Annotated in this window: 12 protein-coding genes; 6 read left to right on the top strand and 6 right to left on the bottom strand. The window is 72.7% G+C overall.

Going from position 1 to position 14,872, the window contains the following annotated elements:
• The first annotated feature begins 1 nt into the window (after nucleotide 1).
• Nucleotides 2-1,657, top strand: a complete 1,656-nt coding sequence (locus ACXYMW_RS03725) for a thiamine pyrophosphate-dependent enzyme (RefSeq protein WP_459033944.1) — start codon at nucleotides 2-4, stop codon at nucleotides 1,655-1,657.
• Between the two features lie 39 nt (nucleotides 1,658-1,696).
• Here the strand turns inward: ACXYMW_RS03725 and ACXYMW_RS03720 are convergent, their stop codons facing one another.
• The 3 genes from ACXYMW_RS03720 to ACXYMW_RS03710 are packed head-to-tail and all read right to left on the bottom strand — an operon-like array spanning nucleotide 1,697 to nucleotide 3,545.
• Nucleotides 1,697-2,239, bottom strand: coding sequence for a biotin transporter BioY (locus ACXYMW_RS03720; RefSeq protein WP_459033943.1), 543 nt, complete (start codon nucleotides 2,237-2,239; stop codon nucleotides 1,697-1,699).
• A gap of 3 nt (nucleotides 2,240-2,242) precedes the next feature.
• Nucleotides 2,243-2,860 (bottom strand): energy-coupling factor transporter transmembrane component T family protein, encoded by a 618-nt coding sequence (locus ACXYMW_RS03715; RefSeq protein WP_459033942.1) that lies wholly within the window; start codon nucleotides 2,858-2,860, stop codon nucleotides 2,243-2,245.
• Nucleotides 2,835-3,545, bottom strand: a complete 711-nt coding sequence (locus tag ACXYMW_RS03710) for an energy-coupling factor ABC transporter ATP-binding protein (protein ID WP_459033941.1) — start codon at nucleotides 3,543-3,545, stop codon at nucleotides 2,835-2,837. The genes ACXYMW_RS03715 and ACXYMW_RS03710 overlap by 26 nt, the downstream gene beginning before the upstream one ends.
• 186 nt (nucleotides 3,546-3,731) lie before the next feature.
• On the opposite strand from ACXYMW_RS03710, the gene ACXYMW_RS03705 reads away from it, so the two are divergent.
• From ACXYMW_RS03705 to ACXYMW_RS03695, 3 genes are read left to right on the top strand one after another with little or no spacing between them, the layout of a single operon-like run.
• Nucleotides 3,732-4,346, top strand: a complete 615-nt coding sequence (locus tag ACXYMW_RS03705; protein WP_459033940.1) for a TetR/AcrR family transcriptional regulator — start codon at nucleotides 3,732-3,734, stop codon at nucleotides 4,344-4,346.
• Nucleotides 4,328-5,416: an efflux RND transporter periplasmic adaptor subunit gene (locus ACXYMW_RS03700; protein WP_459033939.1), complete on the top strand. Its 1,089-nt coding sequence runs from the start codon at nucleotides 4,328-4,330 to the stop codon at nucleotides 5,414-5,416. The genes ACXYMW_RS03705 and ACXYMW_RS03700 overlap by 19 nt, the downstream gene beginning before the upstream one ends.
• A gap of 5 nt (nucleotides 5,417-5,421) precedes the next feature.
• Nucleotides 5,422-8,487 carry an efflux RND transporter permease subunit gene (locus tag ACXYMW_RS03695; protein WP_459033938.1) on the top strand — a complete coding sequence of 1,022 codons (3,066 nt, stop codon included), beginning with the start codon at nucleotides 5,422-5,424 and terminating at the stop codon, nucleotides 8,485-8,487.
• A 73-nt stretch (nucleotides 8,488-8,560) separates the two neighbouring features.
• Here the strand turns inward: ACXYMW_RS03695 and ACXYMW_RS03690 are convergent, their stop codons facing one another.
• Nucleotides 8,561-9,049 carry an SH3 domain-containing protein gene (locus tag ACXYMW_RS03690; RefSeq protein WP_459033937.1) on the bottom strand — a complete coding sequence of 163 codons (489 nt, stop codon included), beginning with the start codon at nucleotides 9,047-9,049 and terminating at the stop codon, nucleotides 8,561-8,563.
• Nucleotides 9,050-9,191: 142 nt separating this feature from the next.
• Between ACXYMW_RS03690 and ACXYMW_RS03685 the strand changes: the two genes are divergently transcribed.
• A complete protein-coding gene (locus tag ACXYMW_RS03685) occupies nucleotides 9,192-10,178 on the top strand; it encodes a 2-hydroxyacid dehydrogenase (protein WP_459033936.1) in 987 nt (328 codons plus the stop codon).
• 247 nt (nucleotides 10,179-10,425) lie between these two features.
• On the opposite strand, the gene ACXYMW_RS03680 is transcribed toward ACXYMW_RS03685, so the two are convergent.
• Together ACXYMW_RS03680 and ACXYMW_RS03675 are read right to left on the bottom strand one after the other, a co-directional pair.
• Nucleotides 10,426-11,730 (bottom strand): sensor histidine kinase, encoded by a 1,305-nt coding sequence (locus ACXYMW_RS03680; RefSeq protein ID WP_459033935.1) that lies wholly within the window; start codon nucleotides 11,728-11,730, stop codon nucleotides 10,426-10,428.
• 38 nt (nucleotides 11,731-11,768) lie between these two features.
• The gene (locus ACXYMW_RS03675) at nucleotides 11,769-12,587 is read right to left on the bottom strand and encodes an alpha/beta fold hydrolase (RefSeq protein WP_459033934.1); all 819 of its coding nucleotides are present in this window, start codon (nucleotides 12,585-12,587) and stop codon (nucleotides 11,769-11,771) included.
• Between the two features lie 233 nt (nucleotides 12,588-12,820).
• On the opposite strand from ACXYMW_RS03675, the gene ACXYMW_RS03670 reads away from it, so the two are divergent.
• Nucleotides 12,821-14,848, top strand: a complete 2,028-nt coding sequence (locus ACXYMW_RS03670; RefSeq protein ID WP_459033933.1) for an oxidoreductase — start codon at nucleotides 12,821-12,823, stop codon at nucleotides 14,846-14,848.
• Nucleotides 14,849-14,872: the final 24 nt, after the last annotated feature.

Genomic DNA, 14,872 nt, shown 5'->3' with positions numbered 1-14,872 from the left:
GATGGATTCGGGCGGCAAGGCGGAGCGCAGCGGCGGCCAGGTGCTGGTGGAGCAATTGCTGATCCACGGCGCCGACCGCGCCTTCTGCGTGCCGGGGGAAAGCTATCTCGAGGTGCTCGACGCGCTGCACGACGTGCGCGACCGCTTCACGCTCTACAATGCCCGTCACGAGGCCGGCGCCGCCAACATGGCCGAGGCCTACGGCAAGCTCACGGGGCGGCCGGGCATCTGCATGGTGACGCGCGGCCCCGGCGCCTGCCACGCCGCCATCGGCGTGCACATCGCGCAGCAGGATTCGACGCCGATGATCCTGCTGGTGGGGCAGGTGGCGCGCGACACGCTGGACCGCGAGAGCTTCCAGGAGATCGATTACCGGCAGATGTTCGGCCCGGTCGCCAAATGGGCGGCGCAGATCGACGACGCGGCGCGCATTCCCGAATACATCGCCCGCGCCTTCCGGGTGGCGACCTCGGGCCGGCCCGGCCCGGTGGTTTTGGCGCTGCCCGAGGACATGCTGACCGACCGCGTCGCGGTGCCCGACGCGCCGCCCTACCGGCCGACGCGGCCCCGCCTCGCCCCGGACCAGGCGCGGGAGATCGCGGCGGCCCTGGCCGAGGCCCGGCGGCCGCTGATCCTGGCCGGCGGCTCGGGCTGGGACGCGGCCGGCGCGGCAGCGCTGCGGCGCCTGGCCGAGGCCGCGGATCTGCCGGTCGCGGTGTCGTTCCGCCGCCAGGACGTGATCGACAACCGCTCGTCCTCCTATGTCGGGGAGTTCGGCACCGGGGTGCCGCCCTACCTGGTCGAGGCCTTGGCCGAGGCCGACACGGTGCTGGTCCTCGGCGCCCGGCTGGGCGAGATCACCACCCGCGCCTACACCACGCTCGCAGTGCCGCACCCGGCGCAGCGCCTGCTGCACGTCCATACCGATGCCGACGAGATCGGCCGCGTCTACGCGCCGCTCCTGGGCTATGCCGCCGATCCCGGCCAGGCCGCCGAGGTGCTGGCCGAGACCGGGATCTCCGGCGCGGCGGAGCCGGGCTGGCGCCAGCGGCTGCGCGCCGCCTGGGAGGCCGACACCGCGCCGCCGCCGCACGATTTCCGGCTCGATATGGGGCATGCGATGGCCGAGCTGCGCGACCTGCTGCCCGAGGATGCGGTGATCACCCTCGATGCCGGCAACCATACCGGCTGGCCGCAGCGCTTCCTGCGCTTCGGGCGGCCGGGGCGGCAGCTCGGCTCGACCTGCGGGGCGATGGGCTACGCGGTGCCGGCGGCGGTGGCGGCGTCGCTCGCCGCGCCCGAACGGGCGGTGCTGGCCTGCGTCGGCGATGGCGGCTTCATGATGAGCGGGCAGGAGATCGCCACCGCGGTGCAGCATGGCGGCCGGCCGATCGTGCTGCTCTTCAACAACGGTCGCTACGGCACCATCCGCATGCATCAGGAACGGGCCCATCCCGGGCGGGTCTCGGGCACCGATCTGGTCAATCCGGATTTCGGCAAGCTGGCCGAGGGGCTGGGCGCGGCCTTCGCGCGGGTGACGCGGACCGCGGAGTTCGCCCCGGCGCTGCGCCGGGCGCTGACCCATGACGGCCCGACCATCGTCGAGCTGTGCACCGATCCGGCGCAGATCTCGTCCCGGGCGCGGATCGCCGATTAGGCCCGCCGCGCGGCGCGGCGGGCCCCCCATGTCATCAGCTCAGCGGCTCAGCACGCTGGCCGGACGGGCGCGCGCCAGGGTCGAAGTGATCAGCCCGGCAAGGCCGGCCTTGATCAGGTCGCCCGGGATGAAGGGCAGGGCGAGGAAGGACGCCTCGACCAGGGTCTTGTCGAGCATCACCGCCATGCCGACGATGCCGGGGATGTAGAGCGTGACGATGCCGCCCAGCACCGCGCCGGCGGCGGCGGCCCAGGTCAGCGGCAGGCTGCGCAGGCGCTCGGTGACGAGGCCGGCGACGTAGGCCGCGGGAATCCAGCCCAGCAGGAAGCCCACCGAGGGGCCGGCAAAGACGCCGAGGCCGCCGCGGCCGCCGGCCAGGAGCGGCAGGCCGAGCGCCACCAGCGCCACCACCAGAGCCACCGCCAGCGCGCCGCGCTTGGCGCCGAGCACGGTGCCGGCCAGCATCACGCCCAGCGATTGCGCGGTGATCGGCACGCCCGACATCAGCGTCAGCGAGGGCACCAGGCCCAGCACCGCGATGAGCGCCGCGAAGAGCGCGATCAGGGTTACGTTTCGTTCCATGTTTCAGGTCTCCTCTGGAAACGGGGTCAGGCCGCCGCGGGCGCGAATGGCTTCGGCCACGTGGTCGGCATCGTCGAGGGCGCTGAGCGCCAGCGGCATCACCAGGCGCCAGGTCGGACGGCGCGGCGAGCGGGCGTGCCAGGCTTCGGAGAGCGCCCGGCCGCGGTCCAGCAGGACCGGGGTGAAGCGCACCACGAGGGCCAGCGCGAAGGTCACGAGGTGCGGGCGCAGGCCGAACCGGGCGAGCGGCGCCAGCAGCCGCTCCAAGAGCGCCATCATGGCGTCGAGCCGGGTGGTCATGGTGACCAGCGTGGCCATCGCCACCGCGGCGAGGATGCGGCCCGCCAGCAGCCAGCCGGTGGCGGCGTCGTCGGTGACGTGGTGCCAGACCAGGATCACCGCGACGAAGATCCAGAGCGGCCGGATCGCCCGCAGCCCGGCCCGCGCGGCGTCGCGTCCGAGCGTCGCGAAGCCCAGCGCGCAGAGCGCCAGCGGCAGCAGCATCACGGTGGGGCGGTCGATGGCGAAGACCGCGAGGCTGAAGGCCGCCAGCCAGCCGAGCTTCAGGCCCGCCGGCAGGCGGTGCGCCCAGGTCTCACGGGGCGAGGTCAAGGACAGCATCGCCGGTCTCCTCCTCCATCGCCGCGAGATAGGCCGCCAGCGTCGGTCCGGCCGGGCCGTCGGCGCGCACCCGGCCCTCGTCGAGCCAGATCACCCGATCGTAGCCGGCCAGCGCCGCGGGGTCGTGGGTGATCTGGATCACCGTCTCGCCGAGCCCGGCCACCATGCGGTTCAGCGCCCGGGTGGTCGGCAGGTCGAGGCCGGTGAAGGGCTCGTCGAACAGGATCACCCGCGGCCGCATCGCCAGCACCGCCATCAGGCAGACCAGGTGGCGCTGGCCCTGGCTGAGCTCCGCCACCGCGCGCGACGCCCAGTCGGCGCGGCCGAATCGGTCGAGCATGGCGCGCGCCTCGGCCTGCGCCTCGGCGCGGCTGCGGCCGAGCTGGGTCAGGCCGAAGGCCAGTTCCTCCTCGACGGTGGGAAAGATGATCTGGTGGTCGGGATTCTGGAACAGGATGCCGACGAGGCGCAGCGCGGCGCGGCGGTCGCGGGCGATGTCGGCGCCGTCGATCGTCACCCGGCCGGCATCGGGGCGGATCAGCCCGGCGAGGCAGCGCGCCAGCGTCGACTTGCCCGACCCGTTGCGCCCGACGATGCCGATGCGGTGTTCGCCCAAGTCGAGGCGCAGCGCGTCGAGCACCGTCCGGCCCCCCAGGCGCACGCTGACATCCGCGACGTCGATCACCGCTCTCTCCTCCTCGTTGCGCGCTCTCCTCTGCCTGTCCTCGGTCGGCAACGCAACAATCTTTCGCAACTGCGGCATCGGGCGGCCGGCCGCCGCCGCGCCCCGCGCATGACCTTGCGTCATATCCCCCGCGCGCCGCGCGCAGTTTCTTGACAGATGTAAAGGAAATCGGCGAAGCCGGCCGGCATGGACAAACGCCGCCGCCGCACCCGGATGCGCCTGCAACTGGCGCTGCGCGACCTGCTGGCCGTGCAACCGCTTTCCGCGATCACCGTGGAGGCGCTCTGCCAGCGCGCCAAGGTCACCCGCCCGACCTTCTACGCCAATTACGCCAATACCGCCGAAATGCTCGAGGAATACCTCACGGAGCTGCTGGCGGAGATGGAGCGGCGCCACGTCACCGCGCTCGAGGGCGTCCCCTGCGAGGAGCGCCCGGCCCGCATGCGCGCGCTCTCCGCCTCGATCTTCCGCGATCTCGGCGCCGGCGATCCCCGTCTGGCGGCGCTGGTCGCCGGGGTGCCGAGCCTCGAGGCCGAGGCGCGCTTCGCCCGGCTCGTCGAAGGCTGCATCGAGCGCGGCGATCCCGAGGGCGCGGCCGGGCTGCCCGCGCCGATCGCGCGGATGCACGCGCATTTCTTCACCGGCGCCTTCATCGGCCTGCTGCGCTTCTGGCTCGCCGGGCGCGGCGGGCTCGATGCTGAGCTCATGGCGCATCATTTCACCCAGCTTTGCCTGTATGGCCGCCTCGGCGCGGCGCTTCCCGAGTCTGAGGGGTCCGACCCATGCTGCGAAACCTCCTGATCCCCGCGCCGGCCCTGCTGCTCTGGGCCGGCCTCGCCACCGCCGCCGCGGCCCAGCAGGCGGCGCCCGCCGCCCCGGCGCCGGACCTGCCGCCGCGCCCCGCCAAGCTGATGACGCTGAGCGCCGGCGACGACCTTCTGGCGCGCGATTTCTACGGCCGGGTCGAGGCCCGCCGCAGCGTCGATCTGGCCTTCCAGGTGGGCGGGCAGATCACCGAGTTCCCGGTCTCCAGCGGCGACCGATTGGAGCGGGGCGAGCTTATCGCGCGGCTCGACCTCGACGGCTTCGAACGCCAGGCCGAGCAGGCGCGTCTGGCGCTCGGCAAGGCGGAGCGCGATCTCGAACGGCTCGAGGCGCTGCGCGGCGACACCGTGAGCCGGGTGCAGATCGAGGATGCCCGCACCCAGGCCGAGCTGGCGCGGATCGACGTCGCCACCGCCGAGGACCGGCTGGCCGACGCCACGCTCTCGGCGCCGTTCGACGCGCTGGTGGCCTCGAAAAGCGCCGAGACCTTCCAGACCGTGCAGGCCGGCACCCCGGTGGTTCGCCTGCACGACATGTCGGAGCTGCGCGTCGCCATCGACGTCCCCGAGGTGCTGTTCCGCTCCGCCGCCGGGGAAGAGCCGGTCGAGCTCTACGCCACGCTGCCAGGGAGCGAGGCGCGCTACCCGCTCGAGTTCCGCGAATACGAAGCCGAAACGGCGCAGATCGGCCAGACCTACCGCCTGATCCTGGCCTTCGCCGAGGCCCCGGGCGACTGGGTGCTGCCCGGCGCCTCGGTCACCGTCACCGCCGCCTCGCCCTTCGGCGCCGGCGAGGCCATGACGGTGCCCGAGACCGCGCTGGTCTTCGCCCCGGACCGCAGCGCGCAGGTGCTGCGCTTCGCGCCTTCGGCGGAGGATCCCGATCTCGGCACCGTGCATCTCGAGCCGGTGGAGATCGAGGTGCGCGCCGATGCCCGGGTGGCGCTCGTCGAGGGCCCGGAGCCGGGCACCGAGATCGTCGCCACCGGCGCCGCGCAGCTCCGCGACGGCCAGACCGTGCGGCGCTTCACCGCGATCGGGGAGTGACCGCCATGGCGATTGCCCGCGCCTCCATCGACCGCGCCCTGATCACCTGGCTGCTGATGATCGGCTGCCTGCTGGGCGGCCTCTGGGGCTTCTCGACCATCGGCCGGCTCGAGGATCCCGCCTTCACCATCAAGAACGCCATCGTCGTCACGCAATATCCCGGCGCCTCGGCGACGCAGGTCGCTCGCGAGGTCTCCGAGCCGCTGGAATCGGCGATCCAGCAGATGGAGGAGGTCAAGACCATCACCTCCTCGAACAAGCCCGGGGTCAGCCGCATCGATGTCGAGATCGAATCAACCTATGACGGCTCGGAGCTGCCGCAGGTCTGGGACGCCCTGCGCAAGCGCGTCTCGGACGCCGCGGGCGACCTGCCCGAGGGCGCCGGGCCGAGCCGCGTCAACGACAGTTTCGGCGACGTCTTCGGCATCTTCTTCGCGGTGACCACGCCGGGCTTCTCGGATGCCGAGACGCACGATCTGGCGGAATTCCTGCGCCGCGAACTGCTCGCCGTCGAGGGCGTGGCCGACGTCGCGGTGGCGGGCCTGCCCGAGGAGACGGTGTTCGTCGAGCCCTACCTGCCGATCACCACCAATCTCGGCGTGCCGCCGGCCGCCATCGCCGGGGCCATCGCCAATGCCAACGCGGTCAGCCCGGCCGGTACGCTCGACCAGAACGGCCAGGCGCTGCGCATCGAGCCGCCGGTCGGCTCGGACACGGTGGAGGCGATCCAGGGCCTGACCATCGGCGTGGGCGGCGAGGTGCTCGACCTCACCGACATCGCCCGGGTCAGCCGCGACCGGGTGGAACGGCCCTCCAGCATCATCCGCTTCGACGGCCAGGAGGCCTTCACCCTGGGCATCGCCGGCAAGTCGGACCTGAACATCGTCGAGATCGGCCACCGCGTCGATGCCCGGCTGGCCGAGCTGACCCGCGACATCCCCTACGGCGTCGAGCTGCACCCGATCTACCGCCAGCACATCGTCGTCGAGGAGGCGTCGAACGCCTTCCTCGTCAACCTCGCCCTCTCCGTCGCCATCGTGGTGGTGGTGCTGGCGCTGTTCATGGGCTGGCGCGCCGCCGTGGTGGTCGGCACCACGCTGCTGCTCACCGTGGTCGGCACGGTGTTCTTCATGGCGCTCTTCGGCATCGAGATGCAGCGCATCTCGCTCGGCGCGCTGATCATCGCCATGGGCATGCTGGTCGACAACGCCATCGTGGTGGCCGAGGGCATGCAGGGCGACATGGCGCAGGGCAAGTCGTCGCGCGCGGCCGCCGAGGATGTCGCCGGCAAGACCCAGGTGCCGCTGCTCGGCGCCACGGTGATCGGCATCATGGCCTTTGCCGGGATCGGCCTGTCGCCGGATGCCACCGGGGAGTTCCTGTTCTCGCTCTTCGCGGTGATCGGCATCTCGCTGCTGCTGTCCTGGGTGCTGGCGATCACCGCCACCCCGCTGCTGGCGCATTACGTCTTCAAGCGCGGCAGCGGCAGCGCCGCGGCGGCCTATTCGGGGCCGGTCTTCCGGGCCTATGCGGCGCTGCTCAGGGCGGCGCTGAAGGCACGCTGGCTGGTGGTGGCGCTGCTCCTCGGGATCACCGCGGCCTGCTATGTGGGCTTCGGCATGGTCAAGCAGCAGTTCTTCCCGGACAGCAATACGCCGCTCTTCTACGTCCATTACCAGCTGCCGCAGGGCGCCGACATCCGCCGCACCGCCTCTGACCTGGCGCGCGTCGAGGACTGGCTGCTGGAGCAGGAGGCGGTGGTCTCGGTGGCGAGCTTCGTCGGCGGCGGCGCCACCCGGTTCATGCTGACCTACGCCCCCGAGGAGGCGCTGCCGACCTACGGCAACCTGATCATCCGCACCGACACGCTGGAGCAGATCCCCGAGCTGCGCGACCGGCTCGAGCGGTTCGGCCGGCAGGCCCTGCCGCAGGGCGAGTTCCGCACCGAGCGGCTGGCCTTCGGGCCGGGCGGCGGCGCGCCCATCGCGGTGCGCTTCTCGGGCGCCGATGCCGACGTGCTGCGCGCCCTGGCCGAGGGGGCCGAGGCCCGGATGCTGGCCGCCTCGGACCGCCTGCAGGATCTGCGCACCGACTGGCGCGAGCGCGAGCTGGTGCTGGTGCCGCGCTATGCCGAGGAGCGCGCCCAGGCCGCCGGGGTGGCGCGCAGCGACGTCGCGCAGACCCTGAACGGCGCCACCGACGGCAACCGCGCCGGGGTCTACCGCGAGGATGACCGGCTGATCCCGATCGTGCTGCGGGCGCCCGGCGCCGCGGGCAGCGGCGGCACCCACCTGATCGACCAGCCGGTCTGGTCCGAGGCCGCCGGCGCCTTCATCCCGCTCGAGCAGCTGATCGACGGCTTCGGTGCCGAGGTGCAGGACACCCTGATCCGCCGCCGCGACCGGCTGCCGACGATCTCGGTCCAGGCCGGGGTGCCGGCCGGGGTCAACGTCGCCGCGGTCTTCGCTGAGATTCGCGGCCCGCTCGAGGCGATGGCGCTGCCCGACGGCTACCGCATGGAATGGGGCGGCGAGTTCGAGAGCTCCACCGAGGCGCAGGCCAGCCTCGGCAAGCAGCTGCCGCTGTCGCTGATCGTCATGGTGGTGATCTCGGTGCTGCTCTTCGGCAAGCTGCGCCAGCCGCTGGTGATCTGGCTGCTGGTGCCGATGTCGGTGAACGGCGTGGCGCTGGGCCTTCTGGCCACCGGGCTGCCGTTCTCCTTCACCGCGCTCTTGGGGCTGCTGAGCCTCTCGGGCATGCTGATCAAGAACGGCATCGTGCTGGTCGAGGAGATCGACCTGACCCGGGCCGAGGGACGGGGGCTCTACGACGCCATCGTCGCCGCCTCGGTGAGCCGGGTCCGGCCGGTGCTGCTGGCCGCAATCACCACCATCCTCGGCATGCTGCCGCTGCTCTGGGACGCCTTCTTCGCCTCCATGGCGGTGACCATCATGGGCGGGCTGGGCTTTGCCTCGATCCTGACGCTGGTGGCGGCGCCGGTCTTCTACGCGCTGATGTTCCCCGGCGCCCGGCGTGCCGAGCGCGCGGCGCTGACCGCCGGCGCGGCCTGACCGCACCGGGGCCGGTGCGGCGGTCGCGGGGCGCGCGGCCCGGGCGGCCGCACCGCCGCCATTGTGGGGGGCGCTATTCGAGGATCTCGCCGGGCTCGACGCCCCAGAGCGCCGCCTTCGGGGCCCATCCCGCATGGCCCGCGGCCTCCAGCCGGCACCAGTCCGGCAGGCATTGCTCGAGCCGCGCGACCACCCCGAGCCCGAGCTTGGCCATCACCTTGGCGCCCGCCTCGGGGCGCCCGAGCAGCGGCAGCATGTCCTCCTCGACGATCACCGTGCGCACCCCGGAGAGCAGCGAGTAATGCACCCAGCCGCCGGCGCCGTCGCGGTCGCGGACCCGGCGCCAATGGCCGAACTCGGCGGTGATCTCGAGCGGCATGTCGCGGCGCACATAGACCCAGTCGATGCGGTGGGTCAGCGACGGGCCGCGCCGGGCATTGCCCTCGGAGGCCTTCATGGAGACGTAGCGCGGCAGCGGAAGGTTGGTGACGGGCCCGCGTTCGGGCGTCTCGGGGGCGGCCGCGAGGGCCGCCGGAACAGCGCTCAGGCACGCGGCCAGCATGGCGGCGCGTGCCCATCCCCTGACTGTTCGGGTCATGTCGAAAGGTCCTGCTCAATTTCGCGGGCGGGGTTCTTGTGCCCCGACCTCACTTGCGACACTCTGCCGGGAAATAATCTTGCTTGAAAGATCGGGAGGCCCGGGCATGGCATCAAAACGTCTGAGTGTTGTCGTCACGCGACGCCTTCCGGACGTGGTCGAGACCCGTCTGTCAGAGCTCTTCGACGTGCGGCTGCGCCCCGACGACCGGCCGATGAGCCGGGCCGAGCTGCTTGCCGCGATGCAGGAGGCCGACGTGCTGGTGCCGACGGTCACCGACACCATCGATGCCGGGCTGATCGGGCAGGCGGGGGAGCGCCTGAAGCTGATCGCCAGCTACGGCGCCGGGGTCGACCATATCGACGTCGACACCGCGCGGGCGCGCGGCATCCTGGTCTCCAACACCCCGGGCGTGGTCACCGAGGACACCGCCGACATGGTGATGGCGCTGATCCTCGGGGTGACGCGGCGCATCCCCGAGGGGCTGGCGGTGATGCAGTCCGGCGGCTGGAAGGGCTGGGCGCCGATGGCGCTGCTCGGCGGCCGCATCGGCGGCAAGCGGCTGGGCGTGCTCGGCATGGGGCGGATCGGCCAGGCGGTGGCGCGGCGCGCCCGCGCCTTCGGCATGCAGGTGCATTACCACAACCGTCGCCGGCTGCGCCCGGAGATCGAGGAGCCGCTGGAGGCGACCTACTGGGAAAGCCTCGATCAGATGCTGGCGCGGGTCGACGTGGTCTCGGTGAACTGCCCGCACACCCCGGCGACCTTCCACCTGATCAACGCGCGGCGGTTGAAGCTGATGAAGCCCACCGCGGTGATCGTCAACACCTCGCGCGGCGAGGTGATCGACGAGAACGCGCTGATCCGCCACCTGCGCGCCGGCGATCTGGCCGGCGCCGGGCTCGACGTCTACGAGCGCGGCACCGACATCAACCCGGCGCTGCGCGAGCTGCCCAATGTGGTGCTGCTGCCGCATATGGGCTCGGCCACCCGCGAGGGCCGCGTCGAGATGGGCGAGAAGGTCATCATCAACGTCAAGACCTTCGCCGACGGCCACCGCCCGCCCGACCAGGTGGTCCCGGCCATGCTCTGAGCCGGGCCGCCGCGGCCCGGGGCCCCCGGCGCGGGAGGGGCAGGGCGCGTCCAGACCCCCGGATGCCACCAGCGCCGCCGGGCCACCCGCGCGGGGAGGGCAGTCCGCGACCCACAAAGTGACTTTGTCGGTCGCGCGCCGGGCCCCCCGCGCGGGGAGGGCAGGGACGATCCGCTGCGCCGGTCCGGAGAGCGGCGGCGGCGGGGGGATGCCCGGCCGCGCCGCGCAACGCGCCGCGCCACCGGACTCAGCCCGGGGTGAAGACGATGTCGCAGCGGCAGCCCTCGGCCGGGAAGTCGAAGCGCACCTCCGCCGCCAGTTCGGCCTGCAGCACCAGCGCGATCATCCGGGTGCCGAAGCCGCGCCGGGTCGGCGGCGTGACCGGGGGGCCGCCGCGTTCCTGCCAGCACAGCCGCACCGGCCCGTCCCCCGGGGCGCCCTCCCAGCCGTAGCGCACCGAGACCACGCCGCCGGCCACCGACAGGGCGCCGTACTTCATTGCGTTGGTGACCAGTTCGTGCAGCGCCATCGCCAGCGAGGTGGCCTGCCGCTCGGTCAGCCGCACCGCCGGCCCCTCCACCCGGCAGCGCTCGGGGCCGCCGGCCTCTTCGGCGGTGCGGGCCAGCAATTGCCCGAGATCGGCGCCCGCGGCGCTGCCCTCGGCCAGCGCGTCATGCGCCCGCGACAGCGCCTGCAGGCGGGCGATGAAATCGCCGCTGGCCTCCGCCGGCAGGGTCTGCCGGGCGATCGAACAGACCACGCCGAGGGTGTTCTTGATGCGGTGCTTCATCTCGCCCACGAGCATCCGCAACTGCCGCTCCGCCGCCTTGCGGGCGCTGATGTCGCGCAGGATCACCGACCAGGCGGGCGGCGTGAGCGGGTCGCTGGCGGCGATGGGCGCCAGCGTCAGCTCGACCTCCGCGCCCGAGGCGATCCGGGTCTCGAAGACGGTTTCGCCCGCCTCGCGCCGCGCCGCCGCCTCGGCGAACCAGCCCGGCCGCCCGGCCAGCGCGATCACCTCGGCCACGGGCCGGCCGATGGCGGCCTCGGGCGGCAGGCCCATCATGCGCTCGGCGCCGAGATTCCAGCTTCCGACGCGGCCATCCGCCTCGACCCGCAGGATGGCGTTGGGGGAGGTGCGGATGATCGCCGCCAGCTCGTCCGCGGCGTGCCGCGCCGCGCGCAGTTCGCCCTCGTAGGCGCTGCGCTCGCGGGCGTCGAAGATGGTGTAGTCCATGCGCGCCGGGATGCCGGCGGCGTCGCGCCGCGTGACCCCGCTCAGCAGCACCGGCAGGGCGCTGCCATCCTCGCAGCGCAGGGCGCAGGAGATCTCGCGCACGAAGCCCTGCAGCCGCATCATCGGAGCGATATGGGTCTCGAAATAGAGGCGCCCGGGCAGCGTCAGCAGGTCGCCCAGCCGGCGCCGCCCGCCCTCGCCCCCGACCGGCAGGCCGAGCCAGCCGGCCAGCGTGGCGTTGACGTAGCGCAACTCCCCGTCCGGCGCCGTGACGACGATGCCGCAGGGCGCGTCCTCGAGCAGTTCCGCAGCCATTCCGAGGTGCCGTGTCGCCCCGTCCCTGGCCATCCCGGTCACGCCCCGGGAAGCCCGGCGCGTATGGCGTCGCAGACCGGGCCGGGCACCGTCATGTGCGGGCAATGGCCGCTGGTCCTCAGCACGGTCACCGAGGCGCCCGGCATCCGGGTGCGCAGCCATCCGGCGACGCTGTCGGGCACCAGCGCGTCGTCGCTGCAATGCAGGATCAGCGCCGGGTGCCCCGACGCCTCGAAGGCCGGGCGCGAATCGGCGAAGAAGGTGACGCGCCCGAAATGTGCGGCGATCGCCGGCTCGGTACGGCAGAAGGCCTGGGTCAGTGTCTGCGTCGCCGGCGCCTCCTCGGGCTGGCCGGTGATCGTCGGCGCCATCTGCATCGACCAGCCGAGGTGGTTCTCGTCGAGCAGCGCGATCAGGGCCTCCAAGTCGGCGCGGTCGAAGCCGCCGCGATAGCCGCTCTGGGCGTCGTTCAGGAAACAGGGGCTGGGCGAGACCATGACCAGCCGCCCGATCCGCCCGGGCACGCGCGCCGCCGCCATCACCGCGATGCTGGCGCCCACCGAATGCCCGACCACGATTGCGTCCCGCAGGTCGAGTTCCTCGCAGATCGCCTGCAGATCCGCGGCATGCGCGACGAGGTCGCCGTAGCGCGCGGGGTCGTAACTGCCGAGATCCGATCGCCCCATGCCGGTCAAGTCGTAGGCGATGACGCGGTAATCGGCCTCGAAATGCGGCGCCACCTGGTTCCACATCGTCTGGTCGCAGCCGAACCCGTGCACGAAGACCATGGGCCGCCCCTCCGGCTGCCCGGTCTCGCTGACGGCGTTGCGGTCGCGCATCCTCGTCTTCGCGGCCATGCCCGATCCCCACCCGGTTGGTGCCCCCGGCCAGTCTATGGCAGAACCGGGAAGGGCGCCACGTTTCGGTATGCGCAAAATCGCACCTGACCGCGCCCGTGCCGGTTTCGGCGGCGCGGGCAGACAGCGCTCCGGGGCGCGCTCCGGGGCATGGAGTGCCGTGACGCCACGTTGACGTCGACAGGCCCTGCGGGGCGTGGAAGCGTCGCGCCGACGTTCAAGGGAGGCCCGTCTTGACCCGCTATCCGCACCTGCTCGCGCCGCTCGACCTCGGCTTCACGACGCTGAAGAACCGCGTCCTGATGGGGTCGATGCACACCAATCTCGAGGAAACCGGGGATTGGAACCGGGTGGCGGAATTCTATGCCGCGCGGGCCCGCGGCGGGGCGGCGCTGATGGTCACCGGCGGCATGGCGCCGAACCGCGAGGGCGGGGTCTTTCCCGGCGCGGCGGGGCTCTTCACCCCCGAGGACATCGCCAATCACCGGGTGGTGACCGACAGGGTGCACGACGCCGGCGGCAAGATCGCCATGCAGATCCTGCATGCCGGGCGCTACGCCTACGGCAAGGAATGCGTGGCGCCCTCGGCGATCAAGTCGCCGATCTCTCCCTTCGCGCCGACCGAGCTCGACGAGGCCGGCATCGAGAAGCAGATCGCCGACATCGTCACCGCCGCCGTGCGTGCCCGCGAGGCCGGCTATGACGGCGTCGAGGTGATGGGCTCGGAGGGTTATTTCCTCAACCAGTTCCTGGTCACCCGCACCAACAAGCGCACCGATCGCTGGGGCGGCAGCTACGAGAACCGCATGCGCCTGCCGCTCGAGGTGGTGCGCCGGGTGCGCGAGGCGGTGGGACCCGACTTCATCCTGATCTACCGGCTGTCGATGATCGACCTGGTGCCCGAGGGCTCGACCTTCGAGGAGGTGGTGGAGCTGGCCCGGCGCGTCGAGGCGGCGGGCGCCACCATCCTCAACACCGGCATCGGCTGGCACGAGGCCCGGGTGCCCACCATCGCCACCTCGGTGCCGCGCGCGGCCTTTGCCTGGGTGACGCAGAAGCTGATGGGCAAGGTGGCGATCCCGGTCATCACCTCGAACCGCATCAACACCCCCGAGGTCGCCGAGACGGTGCTGGCCGAGGGCGCCGCCGACATGGTGTCGATGGCGCGGCCCTGGCTCGCCGATGCGGAGTTCGTGACCAAGGCGCAGGCGGGCCGGGCGGCCGAGATTGCGCCCTGCATCGCCTGCAACCAAGCCTGCCTCGACCACACCTTCCAGGGCAAGATCTCCACCTGCCTGGTCAATCCGCGGGCCTGCCACGAGACCGAACTGGTGATCCGCCCGGCCGACACCCCGCGCCGCATCGCCGTGGTGGGGGCGGGGCCGGCGGGGCTCTCGGCGGCGCTGACCGCGGCGGAGCGCGGCCATGCGGTGACGCTGTTCGACCGCGCCGCGGCGATCGGCGGCCAGCTCAACCTGGCGCGCCAGATCCCCGGCAAGGAGGAGTTCCACGGCCTCGTCGACTGGTTCGCCACCATGCTGGAGCGGCGCGGCGTCGCGCTGCGGCTCTCCACCGAGGCCGATCCCGAAGCCCTCGAGGGCTTCGACGCGGTGGTGGTGGCGACCGGCGTGCGGCCACGCGACCCGCGGATCCCGGGGCAGGAAGCGCCGCATGTCATCGGCTATGCCGACCTCCTGAGCGGACGCGCCGAGGCCGGGCGCCGGGTGGCGGTCGTCGGGGCGGGCGGGATCGGCTTCGACGTCGCCGAATTCCTCGTCATGGGCGGCACGAGCCCGACCGAGAACCTGCCGGACTGGCTGCGCGAATGGGGTGTCGCCGACCCGGAGACGGCGCGCTCCGGGCTGGCCCCGGAAGGCCCGCAGCCGCATCCCGCCGCGCGCCAGGTGACGCTGCTGCAACGCAAGCCCGAGAAGCCGGGCCGGCGGCTCGGCAAGACCACCGGCTGGATCCACCGCGCCGGGCTGCAGATGAAGCAGGTGGCGATGAAGGCCGGGGTGAATTACGAGCGCATCGACGCCGAGGGGCTGCTGATCTCCCACGGCGAGGCGCGCGAGCGGCCCGAACGCATCGCCTGCGACACCGTGGTGCTCTGCGCCGGCCAGGAGAGCGAGCGCAGCCTCGCCGAGGTGCTGGAGGCGGCCGGCCGCGAGGTGCATGTCATCGGCGGCGCCGATGTCGCCGCCGAGCTCGACGCCAAGCGCGCCATCGACCAGGGCACCCGTCTGGCCGCCCGGCTCTAGGCGGGCCGCCCTCGGGGGTGCACC

It is taken from the genome of Roseivivax sp. CAU 1761, from assembly GCF_054482755.1.
This window is presented reverse-complemented; position numbering and strand designations above follow the sequence as displayed.

Excerpts from the sequence above, each read along its gene's own strand:
- ACXYMW_RS03725 (WP_459033944.1), top strand. The coding sequence starts at position 2 with ATGGATTCGGGCGGCAAGGCGGAGCGCAGCGGCGGCCAGGTGCTGGTG.
- ACXYMW_RS03720 (WP_459033943.1), bottom strand. The coding sequence starts at position 2,239 with ATGGAACGAAACGTAACCCTGATCGCGCTCTTCGCGGCGCTCATCGCG.
- ACXYMW_RS03715 (WP_459033942.1), bottom strand. The coding sequence starts at position 2,860 with ATGCTGTCCTTGACCTCGCCCCGTGAGACCTGGGCGCACCGCCTGCCG.
- ACXYMW_RS03705 (WP_459033940.1), top strand. The coding sequence starts at position 3,732 with ATGGACAAACGCCGCCGCCGCACCCGGATGCGCCTGCAACTGGCGCTG.
- ACXYMW_RS03700 (WP_459033939.1), top strand. The coding sequence starts at position 4,328 with ATGCTGCGAAACCTCCTGATCCCCGCGCCGGCCCTGCTGCTCTGGGCC.
- ACXYMW_RS03695 (WP_459033938.1), top strand. The coding sequence starts at position 5,422 with ATGGCGATTGCCCGCGCCTCCATCGACCGCGCCCTGATCACCTGGCTG.
- ACXYMW_RS03690 (WP_459033937.1), bottom strand. The coding sequence starts at position 9,049 with ATGCTGGCCGCGTGCCTGAGCGCTGTTCCGGCGGCCCTCGCGGCCGCC.
- ACXYMW_RS03685 (WP_459033936.1), top strand. The coding sequence starts at position 9,192 with ATGGCATCAAAACGTCTGAGTGTTGTCGTCACGCGACGCCTTCCGGAC.
- ACXYMW_RS03680 (WP_459033935.1), bottom strand. The coding sequence starts at position 11,730 with ATGGCTGCGGAACTGCTCGAGGACGCGCCCTGCGGCATCGTCGTCACG.
- ACXYMW_RS03675 (WP_459033934.1), bottom strand. The coding sequence starts at position 12,587 with ATGGCCGCGAAGACGAGGATGCGCGACCGCAACGCCGTCAGCGAGACC.